The 14,985-nt window shown below is 65.4% G+C and carries 12 protein-coding genes; 8 read left to right on the forward strand and 4 right to left on the reverse strand.

Features of this window, described 5'->3' with window-relative positions; all coding sequences use genetic code 11:
• Positions 1-255 precede the first annotated feature (255 nt).
• Together AC1RUR_RS24005 and AC1RUR_RS24010 are read left to right on the forward strand one after the other, a co-directional pair.
• A complete protein-coding gene (locus AC1RUR_RS24005; RefSeq protein WP_008143006.1) occupies positions 256-903 on the forward strand; it encodes an alpha/beta hydrolase in 648 nt (215 codons plus the stop codon).
• Positions 904-965: 62 nt separating this feature from the next.
• Positions 966-1,256, forward strand: coding sequence for a DUF1330 domain-containing protein (locus tag AC1RUR_RS24010; protein WP_492848510.1), 291 nt, complete (start codon positions 966-968; stop codon positions 1,254-1,256).
• A 32-nt stretch (positions 1,257-1,288) separates the two neighbouring features.
• Here the strand turns inward: AC1RUR_RS24010 and AC1RUR_RS24015 are convergent, their stop codons facing one another.
• On the reverse strand, positions 1,289-1,966 hold the full coding sequence (locus AC1RUR_RS24015) for a glutathione S-transferase family protein (protein WP_492848512.1): 678 nt from the start codon (positions 1,964-1,966) through the stop codon (positions 1,289-1,291).
• Positions 1,967-2,061: 95 nt separating this feature from the next.
• Positions 2,062-3,165 carry an anhydro-N-acetylmuramic acid kinase gene (locus AC1RUR_RS24020; protein WP_492848514.1) on the reverse strand — a complete coding sequence of 368 codons (1,104 nt, stop codon included), beginning with the start codon at positions 3,163-3,165 and terminating at the stop codon, positions 2,062-2,064.
• 164 nt (positions 3,166-3,329) lie between these two features.
• Here AC1RUR_RS24020 and tyrS point away from each other — a divergent pair, with 164 nt between their 5' ends.
• The 3 genes from tyrS to AC1RUR_RS24035 all read left to right on the forward strand — a co-directional run bounded on the left by tyrS (position 3,330) and on the right by AC1RUR_RS24035 (position 6,536).
• Positions 3,330-4,583 (forward strand): tyrosine--tRNA ligase, encoded by a 1,254-nt coding sequence (tyrS, locus tag AC1RUR_RS24025; protein WP_492848516.1) that lies wholly within the window; start codon positions 3,330-3,332, stop codon positions 4,581-4,583.
• 57 nt (positions 4,584-4,640) lie between these two features.
• Entirely contained in the window at positions 4,641-5,912 is a 1,272-nt protein-coding gene (locus tag AC1RUR_RS24030; protein WP_492848518.1) for an MFS transporter, read from the forward strand.
• A 219-nt stretch (positions 5,913-6,131) separates the two neighbouring features.
• Positions 6,132-6,536: a DoxX family protein gene (locus AC1RUR_RS24035; protein WP_492848520.1), complete on the forward strand. Its 405-nt coding sequence runs from the start codon at positions 6,132-6,134 to the stop codon at positions 6,534-6,536.
• A 157-nt stretch (positions 6,537-6,693) separates the two neighbouring features.
• Here AC1RUR_RS24035 and AC1RUR_RS24040 read toward each other — a convergent pair whose 3' ends face one another.
• Positions 6,694-6,933 (reverse strand): hypothetical protein, encoded by a 240-nt coding sequence (locus AC1RUR_RS24040; RefSeq protein WP_492848522.1) that lies wholly within the window; start codon positions 6,931-6,933, stop codon positions 6,694-6,696.
• Between AC1RUR_RS24040 and AC1RUR_RS24045 the strand changes: the two genes are divergently transcribed.
• A complete protein-coding gene (locus AC1RUR_RS24045) occupies positions 6,916-8,610 on the forward strand; it encodes a methyl-accepting chemotaxis protein (RefSeq protein ID WP_492848524.1) in 1,695 nt (564 codons plus the stop codon). The genes AC1RUR_RS24040 and AC1RUR_RS24045 overlap by 18 nt on opposite strands.
• 172 nt (positions 8,611-8,782) lie before the next feature.
• Here the strand turns inward: AC1RUR_RS24045 and AC1RUR_RS24050 are convergent, their stop codons facing one another.
• Positions 8,783-12,589 (reverse strand): YhdP family protein, encoded by a 3,807-nt coding sequence (locus AC1RUR_RS24050; protein WP_492848663.1) that lies wholly within the window; start codon positions 12,587-12,589, stop codon positions 8,783-8,785.
• 204 nt (positions 12,590-12,793) lie between these two features.
• Between AC1RUR_RS24050 and AC1RUR_RS24055 the strand changes: the two genes are divergently transcribed.
• Together AC1RUR_RS24055 and AC1RUR_RS24060 are read left to right on the forward strand one after the other, a co-directional pair.
• A complete protein-coding gene (locus AC1RUR_RS24055) occupies positions 12,794-13,480 on the forward strand; it encodes a peroxiredoxin (protein WP_492848526.1) in 687 nt (228 codons plus the stop codon).
• Positions 13,481-13,590: 110 nt separating this feature from the next.
• The gene (locus AC1RUR_RS24060; protein WP_492848528.1) at positions 13,591-14,955 is read left to right on the forward strand and encodes a M23 family metallopeptidase; all 1,365 of its coding nucleotides are present in this window, start codon (positions 13,591-13,593) and stop codon (positions 14,953-14,955) included.
• Positions 14,956-14,985: the final 30 nt, after the last annotated feature.

Consider the following 14,985-nt stretch of genomic DNA (forward strand, 5'->3'; position numbering starts at 1 on the left):
ACATCGGCACGACAGGCTAAGGTCTTGAGCCCATTGCGATATGTCGAAGATGCTTGCTTTTTGCCCCTCAGCCCATGTTAGAACGCGCACCGTCAAGTCACCGCGCGCCGTTTGCGCATCACCGCGAGGCGCACGCCTTCTCACCCTTCCATTCGCGCTTTCGTCGGCATCGCTGTCGATGAGGCCACAATCGGTTGATTGCCAAGGAACGTCTCCAAGAATCCCCGCTCCAGCAAATCAATCAAGAGATCATCGATGCCTGAAGTCATTTTCGCCGGCCCCGCTGGCCGTCTCGAAGGCCGCTATCACCCGGCCAAGCAGAAGAACGCGCCGATCGCGATGATCCTGCATCCGCATCCGCAGTTTCACGGCACGATGAACCATCAGATCGTGTACCAGTGCTACTACGCATTCGCGCATCGCGGCTTCTCGGTGCTGCGCTTCAACTTCCGCGGCGTCGGCCGCAGCCAGGGCTCGTTCGACCACGGCACCGGCGAATTGTCGGATGCGGCGGCCGCGCTCGACTGGGCACAGACCATCAACCCCGAAGCGCGCGCCTGCTGGGTCGCCGGCTTCTCCTTCGGCGCCTGGATCGGCATGCAGCTGTTGATGCGCCGCCCCGAGGTCGAGGGTTTCATCTCGATCGCCCCGCCCGCCAACCTCTACGACTTCTCCTTCCTCGCGCCCTGCCCGTCCTCCGGGCTCATCGTGCATGGCGAGAAGGACGCGGTGGTGCCGCCCAAGGACGTCAACACGCTGGTCGAGAAGCTGAAGACGCAGAAGGGCATCGTGATCGACCAGCAGGTCATCCCCGGCGCCAACCACTTCTTCGACGCCAAGCTCGAGCCGCTGATGGAAACCATCACGGCGTATCTGGACATGCGTCTGGCCAACGTGCGCTGAGGCCTTCCCGCGTTGACGGGTTCGTGGCATGGCTGCGAACCGTCAATGACGGGGATCAAGCCATGAAGGCCTATCTGGTGCTCGACCTGTCGGTGAACGATTTCGCCGGCTTCAAGCCATACATCGCTGAAATCCCCGCCTTCATCGCCAGGCATTCCGGGCGGTACATCGTTAGCGGCGTGCAGCCGACCACGATCGAAGGCGATTGGGCGCCGGAGCGCCTCGTCATCATCGAATTCCCGGAACGCGAGAAGGCGCAAGCCTTCCTGAACGATCCCGACGCTCAAGATCTGTTCAAGCTGCGCCACGCCACGACGACGAGCAAGCTGCTGCTCGCCAACGGCTGCACCTGAGCGCCGCCAGGTCCATGACGGCGCGCCTGCGCTCAAGCCGCAAGCTTAAGGAGGTGCGCGTCGTGGCGCACGAGAAACGCACGCAACAGTTGCCGATAGTCCGCACCGACCGCAGCGTGCACGCTCGGGCGCTTCGCAAGCTCAGCCCGCCACGCCCGCACCTTCGGCGCATCCGTGAAGATGCGGTGCTCGGTCAGTTCGTCGAACAGATCGAAATAGCGGAAGACCGGGGCGAACACGGCGTCGACCAGGCTGAACTGCTCGCCGGCGAAGAACGGACCTGCGCTTAGCGCGGCCTCGACGCGCGCGAACTTCGCGACAAGCGCCTGACGCTTGCTCTCGAACGTCGCCGGATCCGTCGTCGTCTCCAGCCCCCAGAGATCACCGAGGATCGCCGAACCGAACTCCATCCATGCGCGGTGCTCGGCGCGCTTCAGCGCATCCGCTGGATGCAGCTTTGCGCCCGCTTGCGTCTCCTCGAGGTATTCGCAGATCACGTTGCTCTCGAACAGCGCGACCTCGGCCTTGTCCGTCGTCACCACCAGCACCGGCACCTTGCCGAGCGGCGACAGCTTGAGAAACCAGTCCGACTTGTTGGCAAGATCGATGTCGATCCGCTCGAACGGCACGCCCTTCTCCTTGAGCGCGATCACCGCGCGCTGCACATAGGGACAAAGCTTGTGGCTGATCAGTTTGAGCGAAGCGGTCATGGTCAATCCCGGCGGTTGGATGCAACGGCACCCAGAATAGATGCAACTGCATCTATCCGTCAAGATCCATGCATGTGCATCAACTGGCCGTGACTTCAGGGCCGCGCGATCACCCCGCCGGTCATCGGCATCGGCACGCCCGTGGTGGCCGGATAGGACAGCGGCAGGCCCTTCAGGCCGCGGGCGGCGAGGAAGCCGAAGGCCTGCGCCTCGATGGCGTCGGAGGCCCAGCCGAGCGCTTCGGCGGCCTCCACGGTCGCCGAGCCCACCCGTTCCCGCAGCATCCGCAGCATGGTGAGGTTGCGCGCGCCGCCGCCGCAGACGATCCAGCTCCGCGGCCGCCGCGGCAATAGCGGGATGATGCGGGCGATCGCCGCCGCCGTGAAGGCGGTGAGCGTCGCGGCGCCGTCGGCCGGCAGCACATCGCCGAGCTTCAGGGCGGCGAAGTCGTTGCGGTCGAGCGACTTCGGCGGCGGGCTTGCGAAGAATGGCAACTCCAGCGCCCGCGCGATCCAGGCTTCATCCGCCTTGCCGAGCGCGGCGAACTTGCCCTCCGCGTCGAACGCCTGGTTCATGGTGCGGTACATGAAATCGTCGAGCAGCGCGTTGCCGGGCCCGGTGTCGCAGGCAATCAGCGTGTCGTTGCCATCGATATAGGTGATGTTGGAAACGCCGCCGATATTGACCACCACGATCGGCCCCTCGCGCTCCAGCGAATGGGCCAGCGCCCGGTGGTAGACCGGCACGAACGGCGCGCCCTGCCCGCCGGCCTCGACGTCGGCGGCGCGGAAATCATGCATCACGGGGATATGGATCGCCCTGGCGAGCGCCGGGGCATCGCCGATCTGGACCGTCAGCCGCTTCTCGGGGCGGTGCAGCACGGTCTGGCCGTGGAAGCCGACGATGTCGATGTCCTCCGGCTTCATCCGGTTCTGGGCGACGAAGGCGGCCACCGCCTCGGCATGCGCCAGCGTCACAGCGCGCTCGGCCTCGGCCAGGATCCCCGGCCGGGCATCGCGCTGCGGCAGGTGCACGGCCTCGCTCAGCGCCTGACGCAGCAGGCTGCGCTCGGCCGGGCTGTAGGGCCGGTAGCCGGACGGTCCGAACCCCTTCACCTGCTTTCCGTCGGTTTCGATCAGCGCAACGTCCACCCCGTCAAGCGAGGTGCCGCTCATCAAACCGAGTGCCGTCAACATCATGGATCAGCGTCCTCAAAAGCCCCCTCCGGCATGCCGATCTTGTGCCAGAGGGACACATCTTATAATGCCACAGCGCCAAGTGGCGGGCAGCAATCGAGTTCCCACGGAAGACCCTTAAATTGCTCCCAAAACAGTAAACCAAGAATTGTCAGGCACGCCGACAGATGACTGCATTTAAATCGGATTTCCTCAATACCCTGCAGGAACGTGGTTTCATCCACCAATGCTCCGATTTCGAGGGGCTGGACGCGCTCGCCGCCAAAGGCGAGGCGACGGCTTATGTCGGCTACGATTGCACCGCCCGCTCGCTGCATATCGGCAACTATCTGACCATGATGATGCTGCACTGGCTTCAGGCGTCCGGCAACAAGCCGATCACCCTGATGGGCGGCGGCACCACCATGGTCGGCGATCCCTCCGGCAAGGACGAGACGCGCGCGATCCGCACCGTCGCCGAGATCGAGGCCAACAAGGCCTCGATCCGCGGCGTGTTCGCAAAGGTGCTGCGCTACGGCGATGGCAAGAGCGACGCCATCATGCTCGACAATGCGGAGTGGCTGACCAGGCTGAACTGGATCGAGATGCTGCGCGACGTCGGCCGGCATTTCTCGGTCAACCGCATGCTGACGATGGACTCGGTGCGCCTGCGCCTCGAGCGCGAGCAGGAGATGAGCTTCATCGAGTTCAACTACATGGTCTGCCAGGCCTACGATTTCGTCGAGCTCGCCAAGCGCACCGGCTGCAAATTGCAGATGGGCGGCTCGGACCAGTGGGGCAACATCATCATGGGCGTCGACCTCGGCCGCCGCATGGGCACGCACCAGCTGTTCGCACTGACGACGCCGCTGCTGACGACGGCATCGGGCGCCAAGATGGGCAAGACGGCGCAAGGCGCGGTGTGGCTGAACGCCGACCAGTTCTCGCCTTACGACTTCTGGCAGTACTGGCGTAACACCGAGGACGCCGACGTCGGCAAGTTCCTGAAGCTGTTCACGACGCTGCCGATGAGCGAGATCAGCAAGCTCGAGGCGCTCGGAGGCTCGGAGATCAACGAAGCCAAGAAGGTGCTCGCGACCGAGGCGACGGCGCTGCTGCACGGCCGCGACGCGGCCAACGAGGCCGCTGAAACCGCGCGCCGCACCTTCGAGGAAGGTGCGCTCGCCGAGAGCCTGCCGACGGTGGAAATTCCGCACGGCGAACTCGACGCCGGCCTCGGCGTGCTCAACGCCTTCGTCAAGGCGGGTCTCGTCGCCTCCAACGGCGAGGCGCGGCGCCAGATCAAGGGCGGCGGACTGCGCGTCAACGACCAGCCTGTGACCGACGAGAAGATGGCGCTGTCGGCAGGCAATCTCACGCCTGAAGGCGTGATCAAGCTGTCGTTCGGCAAGAAGAAGCACATCCTCATCAAGCCTGCATAGGCGTATGAACTTTTCGCTGCTTGTCAGGGCGCGCCGAAGCGCGCTCCCTGACCGGCAATGGATCAGAACACGCCCAGGGAAACGAGCAAGGGAACGATCAAGGATGGCGCAGCGGCGACGCCGCAAGGCGCCGTGCGCATCGCCCTCACCGTGCTCGCTCTCTGCTTCACGCTGGCCGTGCTGGGCCGTGGGCTCGGCGACAGTTTTACGGTGTTCCTGAAGCCGATCTCGGAAAACTTCGGCTGGGATCGCGCGCAGATCGTCTCCGTCTATTCGCTCACCTGGCTCGCGAGCGGCCTCACCGCCCCCTTCGTCGGACGGCTGTTCGATCATTCCGGACCACGTATCGTCTATGCGCTCGGCCTATTGCTGCTCGGCGCGGCCTTCCTGATCGCGGCGCACGCCCAGCATCTGTGGCAGTTCCAGCTCTCGATCGGCCTCTGTGTCGGCATCGGCGTCGCCTTCATCGGCATCGTGCCGAACTCGATCCTGCTCGGCCGCTGGTTCGGGCCCCGCCTGCCGACCGCGATGTCGGTGGTGTATTCGGCGATGGGCGGCGGCGTGCTGGCACTGCTGCCGGCCTCGCAGCTCCTGATCGACCATCTCGGCTGGCGCGGCACCTATCAGCTGTTCGGTTTCGCAGCCTTGGGCCTGCTGGTGCCGCTGCTGCTGCTGCCGTGGCGGCTGTTCGCGTCCGGCTCGCCGCATGTAGCGAAGAAGACCGATCCTGACTTCGTCGACAACGGCTGGACGCTTCTCGGGGCGATGCGCCACCACGCCTTCTGGGCGCTGTTCTCGACCTTCTTCTTCACCGCCGTCGGCATGTATGCGATCGCAGCCCAGATCGTGGCCTATCTGATCGACGCCGGCTTTCCGCCGCTACAGGCCGCAACGGCCTGGGGCTTTTCCGGCGTCGTGCTGGTGTTCGGCATGTTGGGGGTCTCCGCGCTCGACGGCCTGATCGGGCGCCGGCCGTCCGTGCTCCTGAGCTACGCGATCTCCATCCTCGGCATCGCCCTGCTCTGGCTGCTGCAATACGTTCCCAACATCCTGGTGCTCACCGGCTTCGTCGTCTGCTTCGGCAGCATGATGGGCTCGCGCGGCCCGCTGATCAGCGCGACCGCGATGCGGATCTTTCAGGGCAAACGGGTCGGCACCATCTACGGCACGATCTCGATCGGCAGCGGCCTCGGCTCGGCGTTCGGCTCCTGGAGCGGCGGCCTGATCCACGATGCGACCCACGGCTACAACGCGCTGCTCGCCTTCGCACTTGCGAGCGTGATCCTCGGAATGATTCCATTCCTGATCGTGCCCGCCCTGCGGCGCTAGGTCTCCCGGAGGTAACCTGAGCGCATTCATGTCACCGGGAAATTACGGATGGCCGTGCCGCGAACAGCCGCAAAAGATGCGGATCGCACACGGCTTAAACCCCAGCCTGCGGTGTTTTGTCCGACATGACAAAAATGTCAGCGCGAATTGACGCGGCGCCGCTTGCGGGGTGGAACTGAATACGGTCCAAGTCGCGCATTGGATGGAGGGCACAAACCAATGAACTTTCCCTATCTCACTCGCTTTGAGCCGGTTCTGCTGAGCCTGTTTCGCTTCATCACCGGCCTCTTGCTGTTCCAGTACGGCGTCGCCAAGCTGTTCAAGTTTCCGGTGCTGCCTTATTTCGCGAACATCCCTCCGCTGATCTACGCAGCAGGTACGCTCGAGCTCGTTCTCGGCGCGCTCCTGATGATCGGCCTGTTCACCCGTCTCACGGCTTTCATCCTCTCGGGTGAAATGGCCTTCGCCTACTTCATGGGTCACATGTTCAAGGGCGAGACCCCGGTGTTCCTGCCGCTGCTCAATGGCGGCACCGCGGCGATCCTGTTCTGCTTCGCCTGCCTCTACCTCTCGGCGGCCGGCGGCGGCTCGGTCAGCGCCGATGCGGCGATGGGCAAGGACTAGCGAACCGACCGGCAGCGCATTTGCGCAATGAACGCACCAGTAACGGATGGCACCGGCGGTCTTGCCGGTGCCATCTACCGTGAGCCCAACACGTTCCAGATGAGAACGAGGACGGCGGCGAGCAGCACGGACATGATGATGCGATGAACGAATCGATTCATTGCAGGTCCGGCCAGGCTCTGTAGCTACCAATATCCAGGATCGATTTTCTCCGGCACATGAACCGGCCCCCACCGGCGCATGGCGGTTTGCCTGCACGGTTGCGCATAAGCCTGCGGATGCTGTCCAGCGCGGCAGGCTGCCGCATGCCTTCATTCATGATTGGTAAGAACTTCATGCTACCGATGCGAGCAATAATAACCATTCCGTAGAGGCTGCGATGAAGCTGCTGAGCCACCTGAAGATCCGCACCAAGCTGGCCAGCATGGTCTGCCTCGCGGCGCTCACGGTCACGGCCATCATCGGGGTATCGACCGTCCTCAGCAAGAGCCGCATGATGGAGGACCGCGTCCAGCAGATGCGGACCGCGGTGGAGCTCCTCTACAATTACGCGCAATCGCTCCAGGATGAAGTCGCCGCCGGCAAGCTGACGCAGGCCGAGGCCAAGTCCCTGTTCCACCAGCGCGGCCGTCGCATGACCTTCAACGGCGGCCAAGGCTATCCGGTGGTCTACAATCAGGACACGTCCCTGGTCGTGAACGGCGCCAATCAGCAACTCGAAGGCAAGATCACGGGCGCCAAGGACTCCAATGGCGTGCTGATCGCCGACGCCATCCTCAAGGCCGCCGACCAGGCCGCCACGGGCGGCGTGGCCTCCTATCTCTATCCGCGCCCCGGCCAGACCGAGCCGGTCCGCAAGACCATGTACGCGCGCAAATTCGCGCCCTGGAACGTGACCATCAGCTACGGGCTCTATGTCGACGACATCGATGCCGACGTGCGCGCGCTGACATGGGAGCTCGCCGCGATCGGCGCCGGCCTCATGCTGCTGATGGCGACGCTGTCCTGGCTGATCGCCCGCGACGTGCTCGGCGCGCTCGACCGCCAGAAGAACCGGATGCAGGAGATTTCCGAAGGCGCCATCGACAAGCCGGTCGAAGAAACCGGCCGCGGCGACGAGATCGGCCGCATGGCCGAGACGCTGGAAGTGCTCAGGCAGACCTCGCTCACGGCGCGCACGCTCGAGGCCGAGCAGGTCGCCAGCAAGACTCGCAGCGAACAGGAAAAGCGCGAGGCGCTGATTGCGCTTGCCGACCGCTTCGATGCCTCCGTCGGTCAGCTCGTCGGCCTGATGGCCTCCGGCTCCGGCGAACTGGAGACCACCGCCAAGTCGATGTCGTCCACCGCCGAAGGCACCAACCGTCGCGCCGCCGTGGTCGGCTCGGCCGCCACCGAAGCCAGCCAGCGCGTCCAGACCGTCGCGGCGGCCGCCGAGGAACTCTCCTCCTCGATCACCGAGATCAGCCGCCAGGTGGCGCAATCCGCCGCGGTCACGGGGCGCGCCGTGGACAGCGCGCGCCGCACCGACTCCATCGTGCGCGCACTCTCCGATGGTGCCCAGCAGATCGAGCACGTCGCCGAGCTGATCTCCAGCATCGCGGCGCAGACCAATTTGCTCGCCCTCAACGCCACCATCGAGGCCGCCCGCGCCGGCGAAGCCGGCCGCGGCTTCGCCGTCGTCGCCTCCGAAGTGAAGTCGCTGGCGAGCCAGACCGCGGAAGCCACCCGCGAGATCGGCGACAAGATTGCGCAGATCCAGGGCGCCACCCGGGAAGCCGTGGACGCCATCGGCGGCATCACCGCCACGATCGAGGAGGTCAGCCGCATCGCCACCTCGATCGGTGCGGCCATCGAGGAGCAAGGCGCCGCCACCGCCGAGATCGCGCGCAGCGTCTCGCAGACGGCCGAGGCGACCAAGGAGGTCACCACCAATATCGGCGGCGTCAGCGCGGCGGCGAACGAGACCGGCAACGCCGCGGGCATGGTGCTCACCGCTGCCAGCAACCTCTCCAAGCAGGCCGAGCAGCTCTCCGGCGAAGTCGGGACGTTCCTAAAGGGCGTGCGCGCGGCGTAAGGGGCGCGGAACGTTTCAGGAGATCGTCATGCCCGGGGCTTGTCCCGCCTGCGCGGCCGAAGCCGCTTCGGCGAGGCGAAGGCCCGGGCATCCACGTTCGTGGTACCTTGCAACAGTCCGTGGATGGCCGGGACAAGCCCGGCCATGACGCCGGGGGAAAGCAGCGCGGCGTCTAGCGTCGCGCGAGGCTGCAACCGCTCGACAGCGGTCTTGCCGATCCGGTCGGGCTGTCGCCGGATTGTGACGACGGCAATTGCTCGTCGAACGGCGTGTTCTGCTTGCCGGTGTTGAATTCGAAGATCTTGCGGAACAGGCCGGGCGCCATCGCCGAGATCGGATTGACGCGCATCACGGGCGCGGCCGGCGTGCCGACGACCTCGTAGGTCACGCCGATCAATCCTTCGTTGTTGCCGCCGCCGAGGAAGATGCCGAACAGCGGGATCTGGCCGAAGATGTTGTTGACCCCGTACATGGGCACGAAGGTGCCGCTCATACAGACCTGGTTGCCGGGATAGTCGATCGAGCCTTCGATGGTGGCGCCGATCATCGGGCCCTTGACGACGCCGTCGCGGATCGTGAGCGCGCCGTTCTGGCGCGTGAACTCGGCGCGCAACGCGCTGAAGGAGACGCCGTTCCCGGTCCCGTTGGGCGCGCCCGCCGCGACGCGCTCGAGCTGCGCCTCGCCCTTCACCGTGAAGTCGCGCACGTTGATGAGGCCCTCGCGAGACGTATTCGGCTCCGAGCTTGGCGGCTCCATCGCCACGACCATCTGGCCGCCCACGGCCTTGGTGTAGGTGTCGGTGAAGCGCAGCAGCGCGCCGGCATCGTTGGTCTGGAGGTAGATCACCTCGCGGCTGCCCTGGGCGCGGCCGCCGCGCAGATCGGCCGCCACCGGCGTGTTGCCGCCGATCTTGCCGCTCAGCGTGAAGGCCTTGATGGTCCCGCTGCGCTTCGACATCTTGGCGTCGACGCTGCGCATCGCTTCGCCGTTGAAGCCGGCGACGGCGCCGAGCTTCACGTCGATGTCGAAATCGACGTTCTTCAGCTTGCTCTTGGCGTCGTCCTTGGAATTGCCTGAGATCGCCGATTTCAGGAAGCCGCGGCCGTCGAACACGTCGCCGCGCATCGAGCCGCGCACCACGCCGTCCTGGCTGCGCTCGACCTTCAACGACGCCTTGTCGCCGTCGGACGGCGCGTAGGTCGGGAAGTTCGCGTTCATGAGGTCGCCGTTCGGGTCGACCTCGAGCGAGCCCTTGATCGAAGCGCCGCCGCCTTCGATCACGATGTCCTCGAAGCGCGTCGATTGCGCCGTCAGCACCACCTTGAAGCTGGCCTTGCCCGACTTGCCCGGCAGCTTGACCCAGCCCGGGAGGATGTTGTCGAGCTTGACCGAGGTCAGGTCGGCCTCGACTCCGAGCTTCGATGTCTGGTCCGCACCGCCCGCAATCTTGCCCGAGAGCTTGATCGGCAACGAGCCGCTGACGGCGGGGCTGAGGTCGAAGCCGAGGCGTGCGCGGCTCGCATCGTCCAGCGTCGCCTGCAATCTGACGTCCGCATCGCCCTCGGCCGGCTTGCGATAGTCGAGCGAGGCCGCCTGCCCGTTGATCTTGACGTCGCCCTTGACCTGGTAGCCCTGATTGCTCGCGACGATCTTCAGGTTGTTGGCTTCCAGCTTCTGGTTCATCACCAGCTTGTCGGCGGCAAAGCCGTTGAGATCGGCGGTGACGGCGTAGGTGGTGTCGGCCCTGGTCAGCTCGCCCTTGACCGGCATGCCGAGCTGGATGTTCGCCGAAAACGTTCCCTTGCTGGTGTTGGGATCGACGACGGTCGCCGACAGATCGCTCAGGCGATCATTGGCGAGCATTTCGGCGGCCGCAGGCACGGGTCCGTCGACGCGGAACCTGGTGCGCGACGGTGACGGTTTGGGTGCCATGTCCGGCACTTCGAAGACGAAATCGGAGATCGTGACCTTGCGGCCGGCGGGCGTGTCGGCAATGCCCTGCCCGATATTCACGGTCGCGGTGCGCCCGGTTACGCGCGCCTTCAAATCGGCATCGTGCACGACAGGCATGCCGTCCACGGGACGGACCGCGACGCCGCTCGCCACGATGTTGACCGAGAGGCCGTCGTCGGGAATCGGCGGGCCCTTGCGCGGCAGATTCCTGGTCGGCGAATTGACGCCGATCTCGATGCGCTGGAGCGTGCCGCGTTCGATCCGCTCGATCACCCATTCGCGCAATTCCGGAACGACGAGCGTCGGCCACATCCGCTTGAGCGCGGAAGCCGACATCGGCGTTCCCGCAAAGCCGAGGGTCAGCCGCGGCTCGCCCGAATAGTCGATGGCGCCGGTGCCGGCGACGCCGATCTCGCCATTGCTGATATCGGCCTGGGTCAGCAGCAGGCGCTTGTGGTCGGTGTCGAAGCGGAAGCCGATCGCAATGCGGTTGAAGACCAGCGGCGGCTCGTTGTCGATGCCGCCGAGCAGGATCGATCCGCCGCTGAAGCCGAGCTGCCAGTCGTTGATGCTGCCGTTGGGCGGCTCCAGGTGCGCCAGAAGGGTCAGCCGGTTTGCGCCCGAGAGGATCTTGAACGGGGCGACCAGCACGCGCCGATTGGCGTCCCACTCGACATTGATCTCGGCGGAGTCGATCGCCATCGGGTAATCAGGCGTGTCGGTGTCGATGATGTTTCCCGCGCCGACCGTGACCTTGCCGCGGAAGAAGGTCGGCACACCGTCGCGGCCGAGTTCGCCCTTGAGCTCGCCGGTCAGGGGCAGGTCGGCGGTATAGGTGAGATCCTTGACCCGCAGCGCCAGCAGGATGTTGGCGGTGGAAACCTTGTCGGCGCGAATGTCGACCGAGCGCACGCCGTTCTCGGCGGGGCCGATCGTGGCACGCAGCGACCACGGGCGCGCGCCCTCCTCGCCGAGGCTGAGCGTAACGCCGCCGCGGCTCGGCCGGCGCAGGCTGAGCGTGATGTTCTCGAACGTCCACTTGCTGCCGCGCTGCTGATCGTCGACGATCAGATTGCCGTTCTTCAGACCGATCTCGTTGAGGTTCTGGCCATCGAGGCCGGTCATGCTCAGACTGTCGAGCCAGTCGAGGCCCTGGAGAATGCCGCTCTGCGCAGTCGCCTGAGGCGCCGCCTGGGGTGCGTCCGGGCTTGCCGGCGCGGTTGCGAATGGCGGCGGCGGGACGCCGCTGCGCGGGAATGTCGGCGGCAGGCCCGCGTCCTTCTTGGAGGCAACGCCGGTTGCCAGCGGTTTCGCGGTATCACCGGCCGAGACCGTGACGGTCCCGTCGGGCGCGATGCGGATCGCAAGCTCGGCGTCGACGAGATTGAGGCTTTCCGCACGCAGGTGCCCCATCAGCAGACCTGCACCCGACAGTTTGACCTCGGCCTTCGGCGCGGTAGCGACGATGGCATGGTCGTGGTCGCGAACGACGATGTCACGGATGCGGACGGCGATGCGGATCCGCCCGGCCCGCTCGATCTGGGTGCCGCCAACCTCCACGGTGTTGCCGTGGCCGATATTGTCCTCGATCGCCGCAGCGAGCCAAGGCGTCGCGATGTCGAGATTGATCGGACCGGTACCGAGCCGCCACCACAGCGCGCCGAAACAGCCGACGAAGATGACGGCCAGGGCGCCGACAACGACGACCAGCCGCTTCAGCCAGCGACCCGCGGCCAGCCAGCGGCGCAACGACCCAAACCCGTCACCGAAGCGATGGAAGCCCGAATTGGAACGCGACAACAGCCGGCGCGCACGATAGCCCGCCGCTGCTTCCTGATCCGGGTCCCAGTCGGCGTCGTCCCATTCCTGCGGCTCCGAATGACCGCCGCGCCGATCGAAATCCCGATTGTAATCCTGGGGCGACTTATTCCTTGCCATTGCCTCTCGATACAGGCGCCCCTCGTGGGATTGCGCGCCGCCGGGACCGCAGCCGTCGACGGGGAGCGAGGGCCCCTGCGCCGGCATTGCCGCCATACCTCGAATATTCCTGCTGTTCGTCATTTCGCCCCGGGAGCGCGTTCAACGAGCAGTGGGGTGGTGCGTGGAATTCCTTGTAACCATACTCCGGCGCCATCAGACTTGCCCAGCCGAGGGCACGATTCCGGAACACCGGACGAGAGCTGCAATACCGCTTTGGTTGACCCGCCGAAAGCGTCGAAAGGAAGGCGTATGTCCAAGAAATCCCAAAAGAAATCGTCCAAGACGCCCTCCGGCATTGCAGCGGCTAAAAAGAAGGCCCCGAAAACCCGGGCAACGACTCAAACAAAGACCGCGAAAACACAGCGGACACCGGCAAGCAAATCAACCGGGAGCATAGCAAAAGCAGCGTCGCATGGGGCCGCATCGAAACAGTTAAATTCGTCCAGATCGGCCTCCGGGTCCGCGGCGAAGCCGGTTCTGACCGAGGGGCAGAAGGCCCCCGCCTTCCGCCTGCCCCGCGACGGCGGCGGCGCGGTCACGCTGTCGGACTATGCCGGCCGAAAGCTCGTCCTGTTCTTCTATCCGCGCGCCGATACGCCCGGCTGCACCAGGGAGGCCATCGACTTCACACGCCTTGCCGACGCCTTCAGCGCGGCCGGCACGGACGTGGTCGGTATTTCCGCGGACTCGTTAAAGGCCCAGGAGAAGTTTCGCGACAAGCACGGTCTCGGCGTACCGCTCGTCTCGGACGAGAAACACGAAATGCTCGAGGCGTACGGCGCCTGGGGCGAAAAATCCATGTATGGCAAGAGCTTCCTCGGGATTCTTCGCACCACGGTGCTGCTCGGGAGCGACGGCAAAGTGGTCAGGATCTGGCGCAACGTCCGGGTCGACGGCCATGCCGACCAGGTGCTGGAAGCGGCAAGAAGTCTTTAACCAGACCTTTAAATTCGACTGTTCCCATTTCCGAAAAATTAACCATGACCGGCCCAGATTGCTGCGGCAATTAGGCCGTACGGACTCATCCGACCGGCGCGGGAGTGCCGATGTCGAAAAGTTCTGCCCAATACTCGCAGTACCCCCAACATCATCCTCACGACCACGGACGGGCCTTCCCTCGGCGTTCCACCGCTGCGGTGGCGGCTGCGCTCCCCCTTCCCGCGACCGATGATGCCTACACCATCGTTCATCACGGCAAGCAGGTCCGCCTGGGGCCCGTGGTGTTCTGGATCGTGGTCGGCACGGTCGTGCTGCTCGGGCTGTGGTCGGCCGCGACCGCCACGTACTTTGCCTTCCGCGACGACGTCCTGACGCGGCTGATCGCCCGCCAGGCCGAGATGCAGTACGCCTATGAGGACCGCATCGCCGAGCTCCGCGCCAAGGTCGATCGCACCACCAGCCGCCAGCTGCTCGACCAGGAGCAGTTCGACCAGAAGCTCGACCAGATCATGAAGCGCCAGACGGCGCTGGAGTCCCGGGCCACGGCGCTCGGCGCCATGCCCGACGTGACCGGCTCGATTCCCCGCGCGACCCAGCAGCGTGGCGACGCCGGCCAGAACACGACGCAGGGCACGCCGAAGCCGTCACCGATCAGCGACACCGTGATTTTCGTGGCGCCGCCGGATCGCGAAGCACGGCTCGAATCGCGCGCGCCGTCCGTCATGGCACCGCCGACCAATCAGTTCGCCAAGAACCAGGGTTTCGACAATGTCCTGGTCCGCCTCACGACCTCGCTCGATCAGGTCGAGCGCCGCCAGATGGCGACGCTCAGCGCCGTCGAGGAAGGCATGGATTCACGCATGCGCCGGATGCGCGGCGTCGTCAGCGATCTCGGTCTGAACCTCGCCAATCTCGAAGCCGCCGTGCCGCGGACCGCGATGGGCGGACCGTTCGTACCCGTCAAGCTCACCGCCAATGCCGGGCCGTTCGAGAAGCAGCTCAATCGCATCAACGTCACCCGCGCCGAGATGGATCGTCTCAATCGTACGCTGGCGCTCGTGCCCTATCGCAAGCCCGTCATCGGCGAGGTCGAGTTCACCTCCGGCTTCGGCGTGCGCAGCGATCCCTTCCTGGGCCGGCCGGCGATGCACACCGGCCTCGACTTCCGCGCCGCCACGGGCGATCCCGTACGCGTCACCGCCAACGGCAAGGTGGTCTCGGCCGGCTGGTCCGGCGGCTACGGCCGCATGATCGAGGTCGATCACGGCAACGGCCTTGCGACCCGCTACGGGCATCTCTCCGAGATCAACGTCAAGGTCGGAGAGATCGTGAAGATCGGCCAGGTCGTCGGGCTCGTCGGCTCGACCGGCCGCTCCACCGGTCCGCATCTGCACTACGAAACCCGCATCGACGGCGAAGCGGTCGATCCGCAGAAATTCCTGCGCGCGGGCGTACGTCTCAGCGCCGGCTAGAATTCGGTCCTGCCTTCCCCGAACATTCGC

The sequence above is a fragment of the Bradyrhizobium sp. GW821-FHT12B03 genome, assembly GCF_058807535.1.

Coding starts and splice junctions, on each gene's coding strand:
- AC1RUR_RS24050 (WP_492848663.1), bottom strand. CDS start 12,589: ATGCCGGCGCAGGGGCCCTCGCTCCCCGTCGACGGCTGCGGTCCCGGC.
- AC1RUR_RS24010 (WP_492848510.1), top strand. CDS start 966: ATGAAGGCCTATCTGGTGCTCGACCTGTCGGTGAACGATTTCGCCGGC.
- AC1RUR_RS24015 (WP_492848512.1), bottom strand. CDS start 1,966: ATGACCGCTTCGCTCAAACTGATCAGCCACAAGCTTTGTCCCTATGTG.
- AC1RUR_RS24045 (WP_492848524.1), top strand. CDS start 6,916: ATGAAGCTGCTGAGCCACCTGAAGATCCGCACCAAGCTGGCCAGCATG.
- tyrS (WP_492848516.1), top strand. CDS start 3,330: ATGACTGCATTTAAATCGGATTTCCTCAATACCCTGCAGGAACGTGGT.
- AC1RUR_RS24035 (WP_492848520.1), top strand. CDS start 6,132: ATGAACTTTCCCTATCTCACTCGCTTTGAGCCGGTTCTGCTGAGCCTG.
- AC1RUR_RS24060 (WP_492848528.1), top strand. CDS start 13,591: ATGTCGAAAAGTTCTGCCCAATACTCGCAGTACCCCCAACATCATCCT.
- AC1RUR_RS24005 (WP_008143006.1), top strand. CDS start 256: ATGCCTGAAGTCATTTTCGCCGGCCCCGCTGGCCGTCTCGAAGGCCGC.
- AC1RUR_RS24030 (WP_492848518.1), top strand. CDS start 4,641: ATGGATCAGAACACGCCCAGGGAAACGAGCAAGGGAACGATCAAGGAT.
- AC1RUR_RS24020 (WP_492848514.1), bottom strand. CDS start 3,165: ATGATGTTGACGGCACTCGGTTTGATGAGCGGCACCTCGCTTGACGGG.
- AC1RUR_RS24055 (WP_492848526.1), top strand. CDS start 12,794: ATGTCCAAGAAATCCCAAAAGAAATCGTCCAAGACGCCCTCCGGCATT.